Source organism: Nitrospira sp. (assembly GCA_037045225.1).
Lineage (GTDB): Bacteria > Nitrospirota > Nitrospiria > Nitrospirales > Nitrospiraceae > Nitrospira_A.
The window spans coordinates 1,764,452-1,785,650 of record JBAOHZ010000009.1; the positions used below are offsets into that span (position 1 = coordinate 1,764,452).

At 60.0% G+C, this 21,199-nt stretch carries 21 protein-coding genes and 1 tRNA gene; 7 read left to right on the forward strand and 15 right to left on the reverse strand.

Annotated elements, in window-relative coordinates:
- Positions 1-89 precede the first annotated feature (89 nt).
- The 3 genes from V9G17_09055 to V9G17_09065 are packed head-to-tail and all read left to right on the forward strand — an operon-like array spanning position 90 to position 2,229.
- A complete protein-coding gene (locus tag V9G17_09055; GenBank protein ID MEI2752739.1) occupies positions 90-425 on the forward strand; it encodes a hypothetical protein in 336 nt (111 codons plus the stop codon).
- On the forward strand, positions 422-1,258 hold the full coding sequence (locus V9G17_09060; GenBank protein MEI2752740.1) for an HDOD domain-containing protein: 837 nt from the start codon (positions 422-424) through the stop codon (positions 1,256-1,258). Before V9G17_09055 ends, V9G17_09060 begins: the two co-directional genes overlap by 4 nt.
- Positions 1,255-2,229 (forward strand): diguanylate cyclase, encoded by a 975-nt coding sequence (locus tag V9G17_09065; GenBank protein ID MEI2752741.1) that lies wholly within the window; start codon positions 1,255-1,257, stop codon positions 2,227-2,229. Before V9G17_09060 ends, V9G17_09065 begins: the two co-directional genes overlap by 4 nt.
- A gap of 50 nt (positions 2,230-2,279) precedes the next feature.
- Here V9G17_09065 and V9G17_09070 read toward each other — a convergent pair whose 3' ends face one another.
- The 3 genes from V9G17_09070 to V9G17_09080 form a co-directional block, all read right to left on the reverse strand.
- A complete protein-coding gene (locus V9G17_09070; protein MEI2752742.1) occupies positions 2,280-2,786 on the reverse strand; it encodes a DUF3106 domain-containing protein in 507 nt (168 codons plus the stop codon).
- Positions 2,787-3,086: 300 nt separating this feature from the next.
- Positions 3,087-3,446: a hypothetical protein gene (locus V9G17_09075; GenBank protein MEI2752743.1), complete on the reverse strand. Its 360-nt coding sequence runs from the start codon at positions 3,444-3,446 to the stop codon at positions 3,087-3,089.
- Complete coding sequence (locus V9G17_09080; protein ID MEI2752744.1) at positions 3,443-4,060, reverse strand: RNA polymerase sigma factor; 618 nt, start codon at positions 4,058-4,060, stop codon at positions 3,443-3,445. The genes V9G17_09075 and V9G17_09080 overlap by 4 nt, the downstream gene beginning before the upstream one ends.
- 35 nt (positions 4,061-4,095) lie before the next feature.
- Between V9G17_09080 and V9G17_09085 the strand changes: the two genes are divergently transcribed.
- The gene (locus V9G17_09085; GenBank protein MEI2752745.1) at positions 4,096-4,278 is read left to right on the forward strand and encodes a hypothetical protein; all 183 of its coding nucleotides are present in this window, start codon (positions 4,096-4,098) and stop codon (positions 4,276-4,278) included.
- A gap of 97 nt (positions 4,279-4,375) precedes the next feature.
- Here V9G17_09085 and V9G17_09090 read toward each other — a convergent pair whose 3' ends face one another.
- A complete protein-coding gene (locus tag V9G17_09090) occupies positions 4,376-9,106 on the reverse strand; it encodes a hypothetical protein (GenBank protein MEI2752746.1) in 4,731 nt (1,576 codons plus the stop codon).
- Positions 9,107-9,658: 552 nt separating this feature from the next.
- Here V9G17_09090 and V9G17_09095 point away from each other — a divergent pair.
- On the forward strand, positions 9,659-10,489 hold the full coding sequence (locus V9G17_09095) for an HAD-IIB family hydrolase (protein ID MEI2752747.1): 831 nt from the start codon (positions 9,659-9,661) through the stop codon (positions 10,487-10,489).
- 58 nt (positions 10,490-10,547) lie between these two features.
- On the opposite strand, the gene V9G17_09100 is transcribed toward V9G17_09095, so the two are convergent.
- The 8 genes from V9G17_09100 to pyrF all read right to left on the reverse strand — a co-directional run bounded on the left by V9G17_09100 (position 10,548) and on the right by pyrF (position 15,713).
- Positions 10,548-10,772, reverse strand: a complete 225-nt coding sequence (locus V9G17_09100; protein ID MEI2752748.1) for a hypothetical protein — start codon at positions 10,770-10,772, stop codon at positions 10,548-10,550.
- A gap of 41 nt (positions 10,773-10,813) precedes the next feature.
- Positions 10,814-11,521: a hypothetical protein gene (locus tag V9G17_09105; GenBank protein ID MEI2752749.1), complete on the reverse strand. Its 708-nt coding sequence runs from the start codon at positions 11,519-11,521 to the stop codon at positions 10,814-10,816.
- A 57-nt stretch (positions 11,522-11,578) separates the two neighbouring features.
- Entirely contained in the window at positions 11,579-12,880 is a 1,302-nt protein-coding gene (locus V9G17_09110) for a glycosyltransferase (protein ID MEI2752750.1), read from the reverse strand.
- Positions 12,881-13,222: 342 nt separating this feature from the next.
- Complete coding sequence (locus tag V9G17_09115; GenBank protein ID MEI2752751.1) at positions 13,223-13,588, reverse strand: hypothetical protein; 366 nt, start codon at positions 13,586-13,588, stop codon at positions 13,223-13,225.
- Between the two features lie 230 nt (positions 13,589-13,818).
- Positions 13,819-14,163, reverse strand: a complete 345-nt coding sequence (locus V9G17_09120) for a PilZ domain-containing protein (protein ID MEI2752752.1) — start codon at positions 14,161-14,163, stop codon at positions 13,819-13,821.
- Between the two features lie 174 nt (positions 14,164-14,337).
- The gene (locus V9G17_09125) at positions 14,338-14,712 is read right to left on the reverse strand and encodes a PilZ domain-containing protein (protein ID MEI2752753.1); all 375 of its coding nucleotides are present in this window, start codon (positions 14,710-14,712) and stop codon (positions 14,338-14,340) included.
- A 36-nt stretch (positions 14,713-14,748) separates the two neighbouring features.
- Positions 14,749-14,825, reverse strand: a tRNA-His gene (locus tag V9G17_09130).
- Between the two features lie 168 nt (positions 14,826-14,993).
- Complete coding sequence (gene pyrF, locus V9G17_09135; GenBank protein MEI2752754.1) at positions 14,994-15,713, reverse strand: orotidine-5'-phosphate decarboxylase; 720 nt, start codon at positions 15,711-15,713, stop codon at positions 14,994-14,996.
- Between the two features lie 115 nt (positions 15,714-15,828).
- Between pyrF and rpsT the strand changes: the two genes are divergently transcribed.
- The gene (rpsT, locus tag V9G17_09140) at positions 15,829-16,104 is read left to right on the forward strand and encodes a 30S ribosomal protein S20 (protein ID MEI2752755.1); all 276 of its coding nucleotides are present in this window, start codon (positions 15,829-15,831) and stop codon (positions 16,102-16,104) included.
- Here the strand turns inward: rpsT and holA are convergent.
- The 3 genes from holA to leuS are packed head-to-tail and all read right to left on the reverse strand — an operon-like array spanning position 16,088 to position 20,294.
- On the reverse strand, positions 16,088-17,182 hold the full coding sequence (gene holA / locus V9G17_09145; protein MEI2752756.1) for a DNA polymerase III subunit delta: 1,095 nt from the start codon (positions 17,180-17,182) through the stop codon (positions 16,088-16,090). The two genes, rpsT and holA, sit on opposite strands and share 17 nt — an antisense overlap.
- 36 nt (positions 17,183-17,218) lie before the next feature.
- Positions 17,219-17,854, reverse strand: coding sequence for an LPS assembly lipoprotein LptE (lptE, locus tag V9G17_09150; GenBank protein ID MEI2752757.1), 636 nt, complete (start codon positions 17,852-17,854; stop codon positions 17,219-17,221).
- Between the two features lie 4 nt (positions 17,855-17,858).
- Positions 17,859-20,294, reverse strand: a complete 2,436-nt coding sequence (gene leuS, locus V9G17_09155) for a leucine--tRNA ligase (protein ID MEI2752758.1) — start codon at positions 20,292-20,294, stop codon at positions 17,859-17,861.
- A 224-nt stretch (positions 20,295-20,518) separates the two neighbouring features.
- Here leuS and V9G17_09160 point away from each other — a divergent pair, with 224 nt between their 5' ends.
- Entirely contained in the window at positions 20,519-21,163 is a 645-nt protein-coding gene (locus V9G17_09160; protein ID MEI2752759.1) for a class I SAM-dependent methyltransferase, read from the forward strand.
- Positions 21,164-21,199 lie beyond the last annotated feature (36 nt).

A 21,199-nucleotide genomic window follows, 5' to 3' on the forward strand; every position in this document is an offset into this window, starting at 1 on the left:
TCCGCCCTCTTCAGATTCAGCCGAAACCGACCGATAAAGAGCGACCGAATCAGGACCCGTGCGCCATTGAACCAGGATAGGCCGCTCGTATGAAACGAGTCGTGATAGCAGAGCTCACGCCGGGCATGATTCTCGCCAAACCGGTCACCAACAACGCAGGGTTGGTGGTGCTGCCTGTCGGCGCCGCGCTGGATGAAGCGACCCTCTCCCGATTGCAGCGCCTGGAGCTGACCTCTGTCTACGTGGAGGGGGAGGCGGGTGACGCAAGCGGCAAAACCCTCGACGAGCTGGAAGCCGAGCTCGACCACCGCTTTCGACTGGTGGACCAGGATCCGATTCAATGCCGACTTCGTGAGGCGATTCGCCTCCACATTCGAACCACACACGGAATCAACGACCATCCGGAGGCGACGCCATCGGCATGAATCCTTCAGGACACGTTGATCTCCGTCGACGCATCGAGCAAGTCGGTGAACTGCCGACTCTGCCGCATGTCGTCCAGAAACTCGCCTCGATGATCGGCCGCCCCAACGTGTCGGCGGAAGAAATCGGTGCGCTGATCGAAAAAGACCAGGTGCTCTCCGCCAAGGTCTTGCGACTGGCCAATTCCCCCTTTTACGGTTTTCCTTCGCGTATTGCGTCGGTCGCTCACGCGGTGGTGGTCCTGGGCTTGAACGTGGTGAAGGGCCTCACCCTCTGTGCCACGGCGTTCGACATCATGCGCAACGCCGGCATGAACGAACTCTGGCGGCACTCACTGGGCGTCGCCATCACCGCGCACATTCTGGGCACCAAGGCGGCCATGAAGAATCCGGAGGAAGTCTTTGTCGGCGGGCTGCTGCACGACATCGGCAAAGTCGTGTTGTATGTCAAATGGCCCGATGTCGGACAACAAATCACAGCCCTGACCCGCAAGACCTCCCGGCCTCTTATGGACGCGGAGCAAGAACTGTTCGCCATCACCCATGCCGACGTCGGAGGATGGCTCGCCACCGCCTGGCATCTCCCGATCAGCCTGAGGGAGCCGATTCTCTACCACCACACGCCGACGGCAGCCCAGGAGGCGAAGCTCCAGACGGCCATCGTGCACGTGGCCGATGTGTTGGTAAAGGGTCTCGCCTGCGGGAACCCCGGCGACGATCTGGTCCCGCCGCTGTCCCGTCAAGCCTGGGATCTGGTGGGCCTGGATACACAGAGCCTCGCCCACTGCGTGGCCCAGGCCACGGAAGAATTTCAGACTATCGACGACTACTTATGAGCGGGGCGTCCCCAACCCGGCGCATTCTGTTGCTGCACAGCGATCCGCTTGAAATCGAGCGGCTGACCGCGGCGCTGAACCGGTCTAGCTTTACGGTGGTGACACCGGATGCCGGCCGTCTCGCCATGCATGAACTGGTACACGATCCACCCTGCCTCGTGCTTGCCGCCGAAGGCACCAACGGCCGTTCCGCAGATACATTAGCCAAGGACTTGCGCGCCGACCCCTTCCTCGGCCGATTGCCCCTGATCATCCTGGTGCGTGATATCCGGCTCAACGATTTGGATTGGGCGACGCTCGGGGTGGACGACTATATCGCCGTGCCCTACCGTCCAGACGAAGTGCCGCAACGGGTGCGCCTTTGCCTGAGTCGGCTTGAACGCTCACTGGACGCGAATCCCCTCACCAGGCTCCCCGGCAACAGCACCATTCTCCATGAAACGACCGCCCGCATCGAAAACCGATCGCCCTTTGCCCTGGCCTACCTGGACATCGATAACTTCAAGTCGTTCAACGATCGGTATGGGTATGCCCGCGGCGACGAAGTCCTGGTCGTCACCTGCCGGATCCTTACCACCGTGGTCAGCGAACTGACCGGCACCGACGGATTCGTCGGCCATGTGGGCGGAGACGACTTTGTGTTTATGAGCGCCCCCTCCGCCATCGATGCGATCTGCCAGACCCTCATCAAGCGGTTCGATCTGGTCATTCCGGACTTCTACGATCCGGAGGATCGACAGACAGGATTCATCGACTCCGTCGACCGCCGCGGCAACCACGAACGATTTCCCATCATGAGTGTGTCCATCGCCGTGGTGACGAATGAACATCGCACCATCCCCCACCCGGGAGATGTCAGCAAGATTGTCTCGGAATTGAAGAAAGTCGCTAAGAGCCGACCCGGCAGCGTCTACGTGAAGGACAACCGGAAAACACAGTCCCCTGATTCAGTATCTGAATCTACCCACTAGGTGCTCGAAGGGAGTGTCCTGGGAAGAGACCGATCGGCACATTCCACTGTTTACTGCGGCGATGACCCGCCGGGTGCCTGTCCGCTGCCATTCCCGCCGTACTGACGGCGAAGCTCCCGCCGATATGCGCGCCGTTCCTCCGGAGACATGCTTTTGAATTTCTCCCGCAGCTCTTTACGCTGTTCGGGCGGGAGAGACCTGAACCACCGCCGAGCGTTCCGCACCGACTCGCGCTGTTCGGGCGGGAGTTGCTGAAACTGCTGATACCGTTCGCGCAACTGTTGCTGCTGCTCCGGTGGAAGCGTCCGCCATTGCTTAAACCGTTGTTTCGCTTCTTGCCGCTCCTCCGGGGTCATCGTTCCCCACTGCTGTGCCCCGCTGCGCAACCGTTGTTGTTTGCGCGGAGGCAGCTCGTCCCAGTTCTCACTGAACCGTTGCAACAGTTGCTGCTCGCCGGGACTCAGCTGGTTCCACGGCACACCCGTCGCATCGCCTTGGGCCCAGGCAGAGGCCACGCCACATACCAACACGATCACACACGCGAGTAGCGCTCTCATGGTCCAGTCTGCATCCTTATCGGATCACGTGGGACGGTCGAACTACGATGCTGTTCACTGCCTTTCAATTGTGTCGAAGGGCTTGTACGCTGCCCCGGCACATCGGTTTTCGATTTCGGACGATGGTCTACGGGAAGATCTTCAGCAACGTGAAAGGGATCCACCCAGCGGCAGGAGTCGTTCTGCCAAGATCCCAGGAAGTCGAGAAAATCAGCCTCGATCTCTTCCGGACTTGGCGCCGGATCCGGAGCGGCCTGAACCAGTGAGGCCACCAGACACACACCGAGCCACACCCCACACTTAGCCGGTCGCAGAAGCGCCATCGGCCAGCCAATCGTAAAATTCGAGGTCTTCCGACAATTCGATATTTTCAGGCGATTGCATCAGTTCAAGATCTTCGAGCAAAAGATGGGGGTGGCTTGCTCCGTTGAATGGCCCCATCCACATGGTGACGGCCAATGCCGTCATCGACGCCACCGCCACACCGCCGGCCCATCGGAACCAGGGATATCGCCGCCGCGAAGCCGCGTCCAACGCGTTGAGCCGGGCGCGCTGCACCAGCAACACGGTCTTGTGATCAAGATCCTGCACACTCCGATCGAGAAGCCCCTTGGCCGCCACCGCCAGCGGGTCTGGATGTTCGTCCGATCGTTCGTTCATGGCCAATGCGCTCCCAATCGTTTTCGCAATACCTGTAACGCCCGAAACAAATGAGTTTTGACGCTCCCCTGCGAACAGCCCATCGCCTGAGCCGTTTGCGCGACATCCAATTCCTCCCAAATGCGCAACAGAAACGCCTGCTGCTGTCGTAGCGGGAGAGCGCGTAGGGCCACCTCGAGCTCCGCACAGGCACGTTTACGCTGCAACTCCTCGTCCGGCGCCGCGGCGGTCACATCGGCGAATTGTTCCAGCCGATCCTCTCCCTCCTCCTCATCCTGAGAGACGCGAAAAAACTCCCGCACCCGATTGCGCACCCTCTCCCGGCGGTACCAGTCGCGGATTCGGCTCTGGAGAATACAGTGGAACAGCGGACCCCATTCCGCTTCGGCCCGCTCACCATACTTGTGCGCCAGCTTCAACATGGCATCCTGCACGAGATCCAGCGCCTCATCCTCATTCCCCGTGGCGATATGGGCCATGCGGAATGCGCGCCGCTCAATCCCTGCCAGGAACCGATCCAATGCCTGGGTTCGATCCAGTGATCCCACCCTCTCACCCAGGCACAGACTGCCTGGCTGCCCATCTATGGCAATCCGGGAATGCCAGCCGCTCATTCCCACCTACCCCTGTCTACCTGGGGACCATTGGGATGGATTCGATTTTCGACTCGAATAACCTTGAAATCAAGGGGCGGCAGGACATGCTCTCCGGCATCGCCGAACATCCTCTCACTCACCAACACGTGTCGTCTGGACATACCTGCAGCCGCTCCCTCCAGGAACAACAACGCACCAAGGACCTCTCGGTTGACTGGATTGAACGGGCAGGCTAACCGCTCTGGCGATCAGACCTGTGGGAGCCAGCCTGGAATGCACCATACGGAAGAGAGATACCAGGAGAGGAGGAGGAGGAGCCTGCGCGGGAAAGGACTACTTGGATTTCTCACTGTCGTCAGGGCGTGTTCCGTCAGGCCATGCGACCGAAGGAATCTTCGCCACTACGTCCAATCGGCTCAGGGCTTCGTTGTCCTTCAAGTCCTGCCCGACACTGTAGAGCACCCCCTTCTGCTTATTCACCAACATGGGGAACCCGGTGAAGGGGTCGTACACACCTTGCCCGGCCTTGGCAATCCTGGTCATCAGGTCCTGCTCCGGCGGGGTCCGTCGTAACCAGGCCTGTAAGGATGCCAGCCGTAACCGGGCATCCGTTTCCATCACTCGCCCGGCATACAGTTCCCATGTGGGAAGGGGATCGAGCCCGACGAGGCTCTCAATGGGATTCACGAATACGTCTCCCAGTCCGTACGGCGGAGTACGCACAAACTGAGACTGTTTCGGCAAGTCGGTATACTGCCCTTCCACGGCTGCCTTCTCGGCCGCTTCATAATATTGTGCATAGGCATTAAACCGGCGCTGCTTCGGCAGCGGTAACACGGCGGCGATGGCGCCGTAGAACGGTCTCGTCCCGGACCGGTCCTCACGCAGCGCCTCATCCAGAGTCCTTGTGGCCAGCACGAACTGGCTCTGCATCGGCCATCGGACAGACTGTTCAGCCTGTTCGAGCGGCCGGGAAAGTTTCGCCAATCGGCTCACGAATCGGTCCTCGAGCTCCGGCCGCACCAAGAGCCCTCCCACGACCATGATGTCGTCATTCATCGCGGCACTGGCCAACATTTTCACCGGCAGCGTCTTGGCCTGCCCCAACACGGTCCGCCAGGCCGTGAGATCAGTCTCGAGCCGCGTGACTCCGGTGTCGATATCTTGCGCGAATCCCTCAGCCACATAGAGTCGATGGGCAGAGAGAATCAGCCCGCAGTTCGGAGTGATTGATTGCCCATATCCCCAATCTTCAAAGGGTTTGGACAGCCACTGCTGGTACCGGCCCATGCTCACCTCGGCCCTGGAGACCCATGCCTTGATGCCCGTCGCTTCTGCGCGCATCTGCGACGCCGGATCACTCATCTTCATCCACCTGCCGATCGTCTCGGCCGATGCCCCCTGCTCCCCGCCGGACAACTGTTCTTCCGCACTCAAGCAGGTGTGGGCAACCGCGCGATCGGCGCCGTCTACCCGCCGGTCTATCCCGGCCTGCACAGGATCCTGTGATGCCGCCGCACCGAATCCAAGGAGGAGGACATATCCGTTCTTGCTAGAATCCTGTAACGTATGCTGCGGGACGGAGGTCATGCTGCGATAAGCCGCGTTGGGCTGCTCATCCAAGACGAGCCAGGTCAGCGCAACGGCACCGATACCCCCAGCCATGAGAGCCAGCGTGACGCCCACCAGTGCCAGCACCATGACAACCAATGAGTGGGTCGTCGACACGCCGGCTCCGACGAGAGACGCCACCACCTCGCCCGTTCGACGCCACACGCCGGCCGTGACCGGCTGACTCACCTTGGAACGAACCACAGACGCGGTCGCAGCAACAGGTGTGGAACTCTTTGGTGGATCGAATGAGTGGCCGGTCACCACGACGGTGGCTTCCTGTGCTTCAACGGGCAACGAGGACACGGCGGGGACCGTCGTCGAGGCATGCTCGTCATGAGACTCAGCCGGAGCGGGCTCGACCGGCTTCTTGAGCCAGCGTGTCAGCATATTCCCGGCTCCAACACTCGAAGTCGGTTTTGACGATGAGTCATCCCAAATAATGCGCAAACCTTCATCCACGGCAGACACTGACGCAGACGGAGTCGTCGGAGTAATTGCCGGCTCACCGGAAGGAGCCACAGACTCAATGGACGCCGCCACAGCCGGTGCGCTGACGACCGAGTCTTGCATCGGCTCGATCATCGTCAAACCCGGCACTTCCACTGGCGTCACAATCGGCTCAGGAATCGGTGGAGGTGAAACTGATTTCTGACCCGTCCCTGCCGAGACGAGTGCGGTCTCCACTGTCGCCACCACGGAATCGGCTATCGAAGTCGTCACAACTTCAGAAATCCCAGCCACCGCTGTCACGGCCGGTTCCTGTTCCACCGATGCAGGCTTCGGCTCTGGTGCCGGCAGCACCTCCTGAACCGTCGGCGACAACATCGCCGTCGGCTGAGCTGCTTCGACCGGCTTCTCGTCTATCAGCGAAGACGACATGGCAGCCGCAGGGCTCTCCACGCCCACCTCTGTGACCGGCGAACTAAGTAGCTGCTGCGCGGGGACGACCACGGCCGGTTCCGGAGCAGGAGACGTCACGTCGGTGCCGGCCGTAAGGGTGAACTCCGTCACCAGGTCGGTGGGGACAAGCGCAGGCTCGGCCGACACCGTCACCGCGACCGCTTCATCGCCGGCGAGGTGAAAGGGCGGTTCCACCGTCTCAGCGATCGTCACATTGGAGGGTGGTTGAGCTTCAACCGGGGCATCGGAAGTTGACTCCTCGGCCACGCTGTACGTCTCTACAGGAATATGAATCGGATGTTCATGCGCGGTGATCGGCCTGTCCGGAGACAGATTGCGCAATTCCGAGTCGATAGGTGGAATCGGCTCAACAGAACGATCAACGATCGTCTCACCTACGCGAGTCTCTGCAGAAACCGTGGTCTCAGGAACCTGAGGCGCCTCCGACAAAAGCAGAGTAGAGTCCTGGACTGCCACGACCCTCTCGGCAGAAACCGACCCGAACTCAGGCTCCGGCTCCTGGGGTAGAATCGTGACGTCGTCGACTTCGATCTGTTCCCATGGCATGGGTGCCGACAAGGATGAGGCGGCCTCTGCCTGATGGGCCAAGTGATCCGACACCTCCGCCTCAAATAACGAGACCTCTGTCTCTTCCGGCTCGGCCGGAGCCATAAGGAGGTCGGCGGACGGCTCTGGGACAACTGGATCAGCAACAAGCGGCTCCTCCTTGCCCGACAACGTCTGCGCAGGCGCAGGAGACGTCTGCATAGCCGTGACTGCCGCAAGAATTTCATCCCACGTGAGCCCCGATGCAGTGATGTCGGAGGAATGTGGTGAAGGGGAAGGCTCCGTGGCCGCCCCTGCCTCGATCAGCTGGTCCTCAGCGGGAGACTCACTCGCCGTTGTGGCCTCGACCGTTCCGTGCGCCAGCACCGTTTCGGCACTGGGGACCGCAGCGTTCGTGTCTTCTTCAATCTGATCCCAGGGCATCGGCGCGGGAGTGGTCGGCGCTTTGGCAATCGGAACACTACTGGCCTGTGCGAGCAGTTCGATCGTCGGCGTGGCGGTGTCCACCACCGGCGGGAGGATCTCCACCTCCCTAGACTGCAGCAGAGCGACGGCCTCCGGCACCTCAGGTTCGGAGCGAGGCGCTTCAGCAAAGACCGGTTCGTCGCTCTCCGGCGGCGGGATTTCCGTCCCGACCTCTTCAATCTGGTCCCAAGGCATCGGGGCGGGGCTTGCCGGCGCTTGAGTGATCGGATGACTGCTGGTAGCCGGCAGAAGCAATTCAATCGTGGAAACTATCGGCTCTGCCGCCGACGACGGAGACTCGACCTCAGCGAACGGTGGAGAGACAAGATTGGTCGCGATGGAGTCCGTCGTTTCTGAGACCGGAGCCCCCGGTGTAGCGGTCTCTTCGACTTGCTCCCGAGGCATTGGTAGAGGGGTGGCCCGCACTTGGGCAATTGGATCGTGGTCGGATTGCGCCGCCACTTCGCTCGTGGCTAGCCCCACTTCAGCAGTCGGTGAAGTAACGCGCTCGGCTGGCTCGACCGAATCGGGAGCCAGCGTGTCGTTGGGAGGCTCCGATTGCTCGGACTGAATCGGATCTAAATCCGGAGTCGCCAAAAATTCGACGGGGTCCACGTGCTTAGGAGCTTTCGACTCCTCCACGGGGTTCCCCGTGGAGAGCATGGTTGCCGGTATATCCTCTGGCTTAGCCTGGCCCAGACCATCCTCGCCCGCCTCTACCGGGAATGAGAAGGGGGCGACTGGAACCATGGTCTCGGAAGCCGGCGCGACCGCAGCAGCCTGTGTCTCCTCTTGAAATGGGACCTCGCCCAAGGCCGTCTCCAGCTGTTCCCAGGGCATGATCACCGCAGGGTCCGCAGAAGGAAGAGGCGAATCAGACGAGGCCGGGCTCTGGGAAGACTCGCCGCTGGACTCAGCGACCGCTGGCTTGGGCGTGGCCTGCAGGACCTGCCCCGTCACCGTGTCGAACAGAGCCGCAAAACGGAAGGCCACCGGACTCCCTGGAGCGATCGACCGAATCTTCGCAAAGAGATCACTCGCCCGATTGGGATTGTCGGTGTCCGGATCTTCCAGCAACACCTCCACAGCCTTTCCGTACTCAGCCACGGCCGCCATGACATCGCCCTTATCTTCATACACACGGCCTAACATTTCCAGGAAGGGGACATAGCGTGGGCCAGCCGTCAGGTATTCCCGCAACAGTGATTCCGCCAGCCAGTAGTCCTGCCGTTCCATCGCCTCTCTCGCCAACGATTCGAACGCCGTCCGAGCGCTCATGAGACTGCCGAGCCGCAAGTGGAGCGTGGCGAACAGGTGCCGCCCTTCAGCGTTGAGTGGATCGAGTGCGAGCAGATCTTTGAGCACGGCAGACGCCCGGCCGTACTTGCCGGCGTTCATTTGCGTAATGGCATCTTCGAGCAGCGCTGACTTCTTGTTGTAGCCAAAGCTGACCTTTTTCGGAGCTTTCGATGGGCTCTTCTTGTCGGGTTTGAGCGGGTTTTTCTTATCGTGTCGCACGGCACCAACCTGTAACTACTTGATACGTTTCAGCATTCTCAACATGTGATCACTATGAAATCGACTGGGGGGATGATCAGACGGACATGCCACTGCACTCGAGAACAACACGGTACGGGAACAGGAGGAAGGGTCTTGTCCACTAGATGGTCCTCTTCCGAGCCCGGATGCGCTGATGCCCCTGGATGGGGACCTTCACCCGCCTTCCCCTTCAACCAGGGATCTGACACAGCAATGTGCCTATCCTTTTCGGTATTTCTCGGTCCGATCTTGATTGGGGATTCCCCTGTGCCTGTTCCGACACAGCCCCTTGCATCAACTTGACACAAGCCAACGTCGTCGGGACCAGAACCTACGAGTCTCCCACGGTGATCTTCGATGGGTGCGCGGACCGGTCGGAACACCGGAGCCGCCCACACCGTCGTCGAGTTCGGGAAACACAGTTGCAGGCCAGTGCTGCCCCGTAACCAATGAGGAAAACTGGCCGCGTTGCCGAGAAGGGTGGTGATCTACATCCGGAGGTTCCGTATACTGGACTCAAGGAGTATCCCGTTGCCCCAGCGCCACATCCTCATCCTCACCGACCTCGACGGAAGCCTGCTCGACGCCACCACGTATTCCTACGACGCCGCGGTGGATGCGCTCTCGGCTATCCAGACAACAGGCGCGACCCTTATTTTGGTGTCGAGCAAGACCCGATCGGAAATGGAGCCGCTTCGGCTTCGCCTCCACAATCACCATCCCTTTATCGTCGAAAACGGTGGTGGGCTGTTCATTCCCAAGGGCTCTTTTCCATTTCCCTTGGAGGGAGCAACGGCCAACGGGGAATATGAGGTAGTCGCGATCGGAACCCCCTATGCCAAATTACGGGAGGCGCTGAACGCCATTCGTCAAGAGCTCGGTTGTCGTCTGCAGGGATTTGGAGATCTCTCCCCCAGCGAGATATCCCATCTCACAGGACTGTCTCCCGAGGAGACCCTGCATGCGCTCCACCGGGAATACGACGAGCCGTTTGTCGTTGAGGGAAACGGAGTGGCCTGGCCCCGCCTGCTGGCTGCGGCGGAAACACGCGGTCTACGCATGACGCGAGGAGGGCGGTTTTATCACTTGATGGGAGATAACGATAAGGGGGTTGCGAGTCGACGACTCATTGCCTGGTATATGCAGGCCGCACAGCAGGAACAGCGCATCTTAACCACCGTCGGGATCGGAGACAGCCTGAACGACCTCCCCATGCTCGAAGCCGTAGACTATCCCATCCTCGTCCGGAGGCCGGATGGCTCCTACGACCCGGACGTGCAGCTTCCCCACCTCACCCGCGCCGAAGGGGTGGGACCGGTAGGATGGAACCGCAGCCTCATGGATCTCCTGCCGACTCTTTGACGATCGGCCGAACGGCACTCCGGCAGCACTCTGACCCAACGCCGAAATGAACGAGGCACTAGTTTCCTTTCGGCGGCGCATCGGCGCGCCGCGGGAATTGAATGCCAGCCAAGAGCCCACCGGCAAATCCCAGCCCAACAGCCAAGGCCACCAGCCCCACGAGCGATCGATTGAACACAAACGGGTTTTGACGCCGGTGCGGATAGCGGGGAACGGCCGCCTCGCCGCCCAACCAGCGACGCGCCTTCGCCTCTCCATCAATTTCCGAGATTTTATTCTTCATGCCCTGTCCTTTATGATCGAGGCGCTGAACCAGCTCGCCCGTTACAGGTGGCGCAAGTCATCGGGCTTCCCGTCTCGCATACGAACGGAAAGTCCCCGTTCGAGATAGTCCTTCGCCAAATCTTTTGCGCCGAGCCCGAAGGCCAGCGCGCCAGCTAACACAACCCCTCCCAGTGTAATGCCAAATCCCACCACCACAATGTTTTGTGCAATACCGAGCTGCTCCAGCGCCATGGCTACGGCCAAGAGCTGAATGCCCCACCGCGAACACGTCGCCACTAATCGCGCAGGGGGCAACCCCGCGTTGACCGCGGCGATCAACACCGCCTGGGAGACAAAGTTGGAGAGCAACCAGCCCGCGACGAGAATAAGACCCGCCGTCACGAGATGCGGTACATAGGCCAGGAACGATTTGGCAAAATCGTTGATCGGCTGGAGATTCAGCGCGCCCAGCGCGGCGACCGTCGCAAAAATCATGACTAACCAATAGGCCGCTTGCCCCACCAACCGCGAGGGGTCGGTCTTGACGCCGCCGCGCAGCAAGGCGCCCGTCACTCCCAGTCGATCAAACAATCGATCCAACCCAACTACCCGCAACAACCGCTCAAGGGCCTGGCTGGCCGTCCACGCCACCACCAATCCTGCGAAAAAAATGATCGACATCGCCAACAGGCTCGGCAAAACCGCGAGCACCTGCCGCGCCATCAACTCCAAGGGATCAAGCAGCCCCTTCTCAAAAAACTCCTTCATGTTTCCCTCCTCCGGCCTCTTCTGCAGCCTGCCTTCAGATGGATCGCCTCGCGAATATCAACTGGCATGGGGCTCATTCCAGCGAGCCACCAGGTAGGACTTATCCTTTTCAAACGCCTGGCACAGCGCTTCAATGCGGCCTTCGGCTTCACTCGATGTGAGCCCCTGCGTATCCAGCACAAACGACGCGGTTCGCCCCAGATACAGGGGGGTGAAGGCCTTCAACACATGATCGAGCGGCAGCACCCGGTTGCGATACGCGACGGCGGCGTCATACACCACCCGTGCCCACAGGCTGTCGGCGATACGAAAGTCTTGCGCCGAACAGGTCCCCAGCGGGCGCAGGCTCTGTCGGGTACCGGGAGCAAGAATCTGGTCCCAAATCGTCCCCAGATCACTCAGGCCCTGCCGAAACGTGCTGATCATCCGATCGACGTTGACATTGACCGGTTCGACGCCGACCTCATACTGAAACCCGAACAACGGCACCGCGTTCGAACCATCGGTTTTCCCCCATACCGCATAATGATCTTCCATCAGCGCAAACACGGCGCCGAGCACCTGTACCAGCATGGCCGACAGGTCCGCTGCCGGATCTTTGGGGTTGTGGATCTTTGCGCCCAGAAAACTTTGACAGACTCGCGCCCCGCTGGCGATCGCTTCCGTCGTCATCCAAATATCGATGCCGAACTTCGCCACTTCCGACTCCCACACATGTTTATCCAGGTAGTGCTGGGCTAATTGCCCCGAGAACCCGAAATCGCCACCGATGGGCTGCCTGATCCGGTGACCATAGAGTGTGCGCGTGAGCGGATATACAATGCTATTCGTGATCGTCCCGTCGTATTTGTGGCGTAGATAATAGGGCGCGACGTAGTCGAACCCCTGCTCGAGCACCGGGCTGACCAGCAACTCAATCCACTCCGGCGTAATGCTGCGCAGATCAGAATCCACCACGGCGCAAGCCTTGGCCTTCAAGCGACGCGCAATTTCAAAAATCGTTCGAAACGCGCTCCCTTTTCCAGGAATGCCATGGTACGGCGTGATGATCTTATGGAGCGAACTCTGTTGGTCACCGATGAAGAGCGTCTTGAGATCGACGACCGCCTGCGTAACCACTTGCTGCGTGCCGTCGGTCGAGCCACCGTCCGAATTCACCAATACCGCTCGGGCTTCCGGGAAATACTTAGCCAAGCCGGCACTCACCGCCTTGACGACATGCCCGATGGTTTCGACATTGTTGAAGCTAGGAATACCGACCAAAATATCCGTGTGGGCAAATTGGGCGACCTGCGCTTCAGTTTCAGGCGTCAGCGGGGTGGTATTGGAAGCGTCAGAAAGTTGAGGGCCAGGAGTCATACGTTCCGTCTCGCACGCCTCCGCCCTGGCAAACCATGGATGACATGACTCAACTGGATCGGCGAAGGGCTCGTGGATGTGACACGGTGCTAAGCTAAGAGACACCATCTTGCCTGATGATGTCAAGCAATCCTGCCGCGACACCGAGGGAACGGCTTCGACATCTCGTTCGATTATCGGCGCAGACCTCAGACTGACCCACCGTTTCATCGACGAGCGCACCTGCCCCGACTCCATTGAGCGAAGGCGAACCCTCAATGATGTAGATCGCATATAAACGACAACCGGAACAGGCAGGCGAGGAAAACGCACGAGGGCAAGCGGGGCGCGAGGGGAAAACGGTTATCCAGGGTCGGAAATGACGATCTGTTCGTTTCGATCCGTGCTGAAAGCAGGTACGCTATCGTGGGCACTGACAAAGTCACTCAAACGGAGTTGGTCATCGGCATCCATTAAGATGGGATCAACCCCCAGCTTTGACTCGCTGGCCCAGCGGATTGTGGCCAGTCTCACGGAGAGGGGTTTAGGCTGTCCTGGAATGTGCAGGTGCAGTTGGAGAAGATCTCCCGCTTGCAACCCTTTGAGTCCGGTCCGTGACCATCCCGGGATCGAGAGATCCAGCATCCGGCCGTTCCACACCAACAGCCCCTCCTCGGAACGTGATCCAGTGCACTCGATGATAAAACGTGGGCGATTCTGTCGTTCCATCCATTCCTCCAAACAAACGCCTCGGCAGAATATGAAAAACCACGAATAGCCCGATAGTCCCCGAAAGTGGGGGGGGATCCCCGGCTCAGGCAAACTGACCCGGTACACGGAGGACCGTGCTATCGCGGACAGAATTCTGTAATGGGGCAGAAGAAATGGAACAGGCTGGTGAGAACTAGCAACCCGACTGAACCTGACGCTCGAAGGAACACCGATGAAGAATCACGGGCTCACGCGACACGGGAAGATCCTGCGTCCTTGTGGACTGACTCTATAAATTTATGAATACGTGCTTGCGCGGTCGCACTCATCCTGATGGTTTCAAGCCCAAAGTCACGGCCATCCACCCACTGCACCGTCACCCCGTCGACATCGATCGCCCTCGGCTGGTCAGGTAAAAAGACTCGCAGTGTGAGCTTCATTCCAACCGTGACGGGCTTATCCCCCTCAATCCGCCATCCCTTGACCGAGAGATCACACACCTTGCCGGTTCCAATCAGGCCTTCCCCGAGGTAGTACAGGAAACAGCTCACGGGCACGCGGGAATGGGAACGAGATGTGTGTGATTGAGCCATGATTCGTGGCGAGGAGAATGGGCAGGCCGCCGTATCGTCCTCAACTACAACTCAGTCTACTCGACTCAGTGAGGATGGCCAGGAATATTCTCTTTTTTATCAGGAGGCGCGGGCAGGCCCCTGCACCGCACAGGTTGAGAAGAGGAACAAGGGGGAAGAGGCACAGGGCGGTGGTCAGACTAAGGCGGTCACGAACTGTTCCAGGCGCGCATGCTCATCGGCTTTGATCATGTTTACCTCAATGCCGAATTCCCGCCCCCGCGACCAACGAACGACCGCGCGGTCAATAAACACGGTGGGATGTTGATCGGGAAGAAAGACGCAGAGGGTCACGACCGTCCCCGGCTCAATCGGATGGGTTCCGTCGACACGCCAGCCATTGAGGGAGAGGTTCCAGGCAATGCCGGTTCCTTGAAGCGCATCGCTGGAGTAGTACACAGAACATTGGACGGGAAACCGGCGAAACGACCGCAGCTGGAACCTCGCAGCGACCGCAGCCGGCGAGGGGCACGAAGCCAAGGGAACGACTTGTTTGCTGCCACCGGTCATAGGGTATCCGCCTGAATGGTCCGTACCCGTGAGCGTTGGGGTGAGTGACGGGTTTCGAACCCGCGACCTCCGGATCCACAATCCGGCGCTCTAACCAACTGAGCTACACCCACCACACTCGGCCAACGAGGAACGCGCATCTTAACAAACCCCGAAGAACAGTCGCAACCGCCCGGGAACCCTCCCCCTGACTCATTGTTCGCTGCCTAGAGTGAGCGGGCAACGTCGCGGGGCCTTCTTCATCACAGCCACAGGGGCGCAATGAACCTGTTCACCAACCGTCAACGCTCCCGACGATCGAAGGCCGCTTGCATTTCCTCCAAGATGGCCGCGGCGGCGGCAGGAGGATCTTGGGCATCGCGAATGGGACGACCAATCACCAGATAGTCGGCACCGGCGGCAATGGTTTGGGTCGGCGTCGTCACCCGCGCATGATCATCGGTCCCTTTTCCTGCCGGCCTGACGCCGGGGGTCACAATGACCAGATTCGGCCCCACCTTGGCGCGAATCGCCTGTGGCTCCTCTCCCGACGCCACCACACCGTCACAGCCGACCTCAGCCGCCAGCATCGCCCGCGCGGTTACTAGATCCTGGACGCTCCGCTGAATGCCCATCTCCCGCAGATCGTCTCCGTCGAAATTGGTCAGCACCGTCACGGCCAGCAGCTTGAGATCGGACGGGCCCCGGCCCTGCACCGCCGCGATCAGCGCCTTTCGATTCGCATGAATCGTCAAGAACGTGGCCCCCATCGCAGCCACTCGGGCCGTCGCGCGCCGGACGGTTTCTTCAATGTCGAGGAATTTGAGGTCAAGAAACACCCGCTTGCCCCGGTCCACTAATTTCTGGACGATATCCGGCCCCGCCACCGTGTACAACTCCAGGCCGACTTTCACAAACCGCACCTGGTCTCCCATTCGAGCCACCAACGCATCCGCCTCCGCGGCAGACGGGACATCCAATGCGACAATCAATCGATCTCGTGCATCAATTCGCGCCATCATGTGTACGCCGGCACCGTCGAGATTTCCCCGGGGCCCAGCTGACTCCTTTCCATGTCCTTGACCTCTCTTCTCATCCTATGCTACAAGCTCAAGCTTTGAACGTAGGAGAATCCGTATGCCTGTTGTGCACAAATCCACGATTCGCCGTGCCCGTCAATCTGAGAAGCGTCGTTTACGTAACCGCGCCACCATCAGCTCGGTCCGAAGCATCCTCCGCAAGGTTCAGGATGCGATCACGGCCAAGAAGCCGGATGAAGCCAAAGCCACCCTGCGGGAAGCCACGTCAGCTCTCAGCAAAGCGGTCACCAAGGGTGTCCTAAAGCCTAATACGGCCTCGCGCCGCGTGTCCCGACTCACTGTGCGTGTGAACGCGATCACCGCTTCCGCGTAACAGTCCTGACATTCGACACCGGTCTCGAACCCGATGGGCGCGAGGCCGGTGGTGTTGGATGCACAGGCTCCACCGGTGATGCTGGTTTCTGCGGCTGCCCGCAGAGCCGTAACAACAAGTCCTCCATCACGCGCACGGGGGCACTGCCACTCCCGCCTTTGAGCTTCGAGTCGGTTTCCAAAAACCATTGAAACGTGTGCGTCAGCTGCGCGTCTGAAAATTGCGCCAGAAAACCACGCACTCGTGAGGGATCCATTCGTAGCGTCCTGGCCGCTTCGCCTTCCCGACCACCTGACTTGACCTGCTCTTTCATTTTCCACAGCCGTCGGTATTGCCACACCAACGCGCCGAGAATCCGGAGCGGAGCCTCTCCATTTTCCAAGTTTCTGGCAAGGATTCGTAACGCCCGTCCATGGTCATGCGCTCCTATGGCGTTCATGAGATCGAACACCGATGCACCGGACTCGGTCCCCCTCAGCGCCTCGACATCCACCGATTGCACAGCCCGGTCGGACGGCACATAGGCGGCGAGCTTCTCCAACTCCCGCTTCACCGCATAGAGTGATTCGTTTCCCACCTCCTTGAGGAGCTGCGTGGCCTCCTCGTGGAGACGCACTCCCAATGCCGCTGCCTCCTGGCGAATCCATGTCGAGAGTTGCGCGTCGCGCAGCGGGGCGCAATTGACCGTCACCGCCCGCTTCGTCAGGGCTTGGGTCCACTTCATCCGCCCGTCCAGCTTGGCGCTCACCACAATCAACGTCGTTGTGTCGTTGGGAGCCGCGAAATAGGAGAGCAGTTTTTCGCCCTCTCGCGCCGGGAGCTTTTCAAGAGATTTATAGACCACCACGCGGCGTTCGGCGAACACCGGGATCTCCGCCGCACAGGCCAACACATCTTCTACCGGGGAGTCGTCACCGTGAAAGATATCGTGATTGAAGCCGCTGTCCGCCGCCGATCCCAAAGCGGCGGCCTTCAGCGCGGCCACCGATTGGTCGCGGAGATAGTCCTCCTCGCCCACCACGGCATAAATCGGCGCCACCCCGCTACGCGCGAGAGACTGTGGCAGCTCCATACTCATGACTGAGGCACTCATTCGTGGAACGCTCCCATCGCGTCAGCGCGCCAAGGCAGGCGGGGGCTCCCCGGCCGGAGGGGCCTCGGCCTTCACCGGGCGCTGCAACGCCTTCTCTAACTCGCCCGTATCCAGAAAGAGCAGGAATCGGGAGGCGAGATCCTCCGCGACAAACCGGCCCGCCTGCTCCAACGCCCGATTCTGCAGCACCCGGTTGAATTGCAGATCTTGCGTCAGAAAAAACTCCGAGGTGCCCTTCGCGACCTGATACCAGACAACCTTTTTCGTTTTGGCCGCCTCGATCCTCACGCTCACGAGCATTTCCACCCGGCTTTCAAACGTCGTGGTCTGATCGAAACTGAGAGTGGGCAGCAAAATCTGCATGATCTGTCCGGACATGTAGAGATCGGCGCCCGCCGAGGGGCCCACGATTTCCGCTCCCGCACCGGCCGAGAATTCCCGACGCAGATAGTTCGCCAGCTTGACTTCAAAATTCGCTTCGTAGGTGCTGTTCGCAATCGGAAGGATGGCCAGCCGTGGCGCATGTGGCCGCTTCGTCTCCGCCACCGGCGCGCCCCCGACCGTGGGCCCAGCGCCCTGCACCCGGAACTGATACCCACAGGCGGTGAGGATCATCGCAAAAAAACAGACAAGACAAGCTGACAGGTACCGGTACACGGCATCACACCACGAAGTTGATCAATTTTTTCTCGACGTATATAACCTTCTTCGGCTCTTTCCCCTGTAGCCATTCGGCGACTTCTTTCTTGGCCAGCGGCTCCAGCTGATCGCGTGAGGCCCCGGCGTCGACATCGAGTTTCCCCCGCAGTTTTCCGTTCACCTGAATCGGAATCGTCAACCGGTCACTGACCACCAAGGCCGGATCGAACTGCGGCCATGCGTACTGGCCGGCGCTCGGTGTGTGACCGAGACGTTCCCACAACTCTTCGCTCAGATGCGGCGCGAACGGTAAGAGCAACAACACAAACGGTTCCAGCAGACGGCGCGGGCGCTGCTCCAGCTTCGTCATGTCGTTCGTAAACACCATCATCTGCGAGATCGCCGTATTGAAGCGCAAGGCGTCGATATCGTCGGTCACTTTCTTGATGGTGTGATGGAGCAGTCGCAGTTGCTCGGTTGTCGGCTCGGCATCCGTGACCGCCTGACTCAACGCACCCTCGTCGCCGACCATCAACCGCCACACCCGATCCAGGAATCGCGTGATCCCTTCCACCCCGCGGGTACTCCAAGGCTTCATCGATTCCAACGGGCCCATGAACATTTCATAGAGCCGCACCGCGTCGGCACCAAACTGGTCGATCATCTCGTCCGGGTTCACCACATTGCCGCGCGACTTCGACATCTTCTGATTGTCTTCGCCCAACACAATGCCCTGATGCACGAGTTTCTTGAACGGTTCCGGCGTGCTGACCACCCCGGCATCGAACAAGACCTTGTGCCAGAACCGGCTATACAACAGGTGCAACACCGCATGTTCACTGCCGCCGATGTAGAGGTCCACTGGCATCCAGTAGCGTTCCTTCTCCGGATCGACTACCTGCCCGGCATTCTTCGGATCGATAAACCGCAGATAATACCAGCAGGATCCGGCCCACTGCGGCATCGTGTTCGTCTCCCGTCGAGCCGGCTTCCCGCTGACAGGATCCGTCGTCTCCAGCCACTCGTGCAAATTTGCCAAGGGGCTTTCGCCGCTGCCGGAGGGCTTGAAATTCTTCGTCTCAGGCAACGGAAGCGGCAACTGCTCCTCCGGCAAAGGCCGAGGTTCGCCGTCGACCCACACAATCGGAAAGGGCTCACCCCAATAACGCTGCCTGGCAAAAAGCCAGTCACGCAGCTTGTAATTGATCGTCTTCTTGCCCCTGCCCTTGCTTTCGAGCCAGGCGATCATTTTGGGGATCGCGTCACTGGGCAACAGTCCATCGAGAGAGCAGGATCCGTCCGGCGTGGCCGAATTGATGACACGTCCGCGGTCCGTCTCGACGAAGGCCGCCTTCTCAACCTGCCCGCCTTGAATCACCTCCCGAATCGGCAGGTGATATTGCGTGGCGAAGGCCCAGTCACGCTCGTCATGCGCAGGTACCGCCATAATCGCGCCGGTGCCGTACGTCATCAGCACATAGTCGGCGATCCAAATCGGCAAGCGCTCCTGGTTCACCGGGTTGATGGCATACCCGCCGGTGAAGACACCGGTCTTGACCTTGTCCAGCTCCTGACGCTGCAGATCACTCTTGCGGGATGCCGCATCACGATAGGCCGCGACCTGCTCCTGCTGTGACGGGATCGTCACCACATCGACCAGCGGATGTTCCGGCGCCAACACCATGTAGGTCGCACCGAAGAGCGTGTCGGGGCGGGTCGTGAACACGCGCAAATTGCCCGTCCGGTCGGCCAAGGGGAAATCGACCTCCGCACCGATCGACCGGCCGATCCAATTCTTCTGCATTTCGAGCGTGCTGGTCGGCCACTCGACCAGGGTCAGATCTTCAAGCAATCGCTCCGCATAGGCCGTGATCTTCAAGACCCACTGCCGCATCGGCTTACGAATGACATCGAACCCGCCGACCTCGCTTTTGCCGTCCACAATTTCTTCGTTGGCCAGTACGGTCCCCAACGCAGGACACCAGTTCACCGGCACTTCCGCCACGTAGGCGAGCCCCCGCTCGAACAGCTTCAGAAAGATCCACTGAGTCCAACGATAGTAATCCTGATCGGTGGTGCTGAGTTCGCGGTCCCAATCGTAGGAGAGCCCGACTCGCTTCATTTGCCGCTTAAACGTCGCGACGTTCTGCGCCGTGGTGATGGCGGGATGCACACCGGTTTTCACCGCATACTGCTCGGCAGGCAACCCGAACGCATCCCACCCCATAGGATGCAACACGTTGAAGCCACACATCCGTTTGTAGCGGGACACAATGTCTGTGGCGGTATACCCTTCCAAATGCCCGACGTGCAGGCCCGACCCTGAGGGGTACGGGAACATGTCGAGGCAATAGAACTTAGGCTTCGAGTGATCGTCCAGCGCCCGAAACGGGCGGTGTGTCTCCCAATAGGTTTGCCACTTCGATTCAAGGGCCTGGTGGTCGTACGCCTTACTCATGGTGTGATCGTCATTTGTGAGGTCATCATTCGTGTTCGGTGAAAGAACGGACGACTCTAGCACACGCCGCACGGAGCAACAAGGACGAGGCTGGGCCAATGAAGGCCGATTCGGCCACCAAGGGGAGCCTCGCTTGATCCCTGACGCAACTCCTGATCAAATAGCGACACACTCAACACCCGGCCATCGATGCCACCACGGCATTCCACCAGACGCCCACACTGATGTACGCAACCTACATCTTTCCACGACTCATGGATTGGGTGCTCCGAGGCGAGCGGTTTCAGGCCGAACGCCGGCAGCTGCTGACATCGGTGCATGGCATCGTCCTGGAAATCGGCTTCGGAACCGGATTGAACCTGCCACACTATCCCCCGACCGTGACCGCCCTGCATACCGTCGATCCCGCACCACTCTTGCCGGATCGAGTCGCCAGGCGGGTGGCACACGTCTCGTTCCCCGTTCACTTTCAGCAGAGGAGTGCCGAGCAATTACCCTTTGACGACGCCACCTTCGACGACGTGGTGAGTACGTTCACTCTCTGCACGATTCCGGACCCGGTCAGGGCACTACACGACATTCGCCGGGTCCTGAAGCCAGATGGCCGCTTTCTGTTCCTGGAGCACGGCCGCAGCGACGATCCCCTCATCGCCCGCTGGCAGGATCGGCTCAACCCCCTGCAAAACATCCTGGCCTGCGGTTGCCATCTCAACCGCCGCATCGATCGACTGGTGCTCGACGCCGGCCTGCGACTGGAACAACTTGATCGGTATTGCCTTCCCGGCGTCCCGAGAATCGGGGGTGACATGTATCGCGGCACCGCCCGCGTCAATGAGCAACCTTCCCCGCAGTTCATGTTCAAAGCCTGACACTTGCACGAGCATCTCTCCGTTTTCGGAACCGGC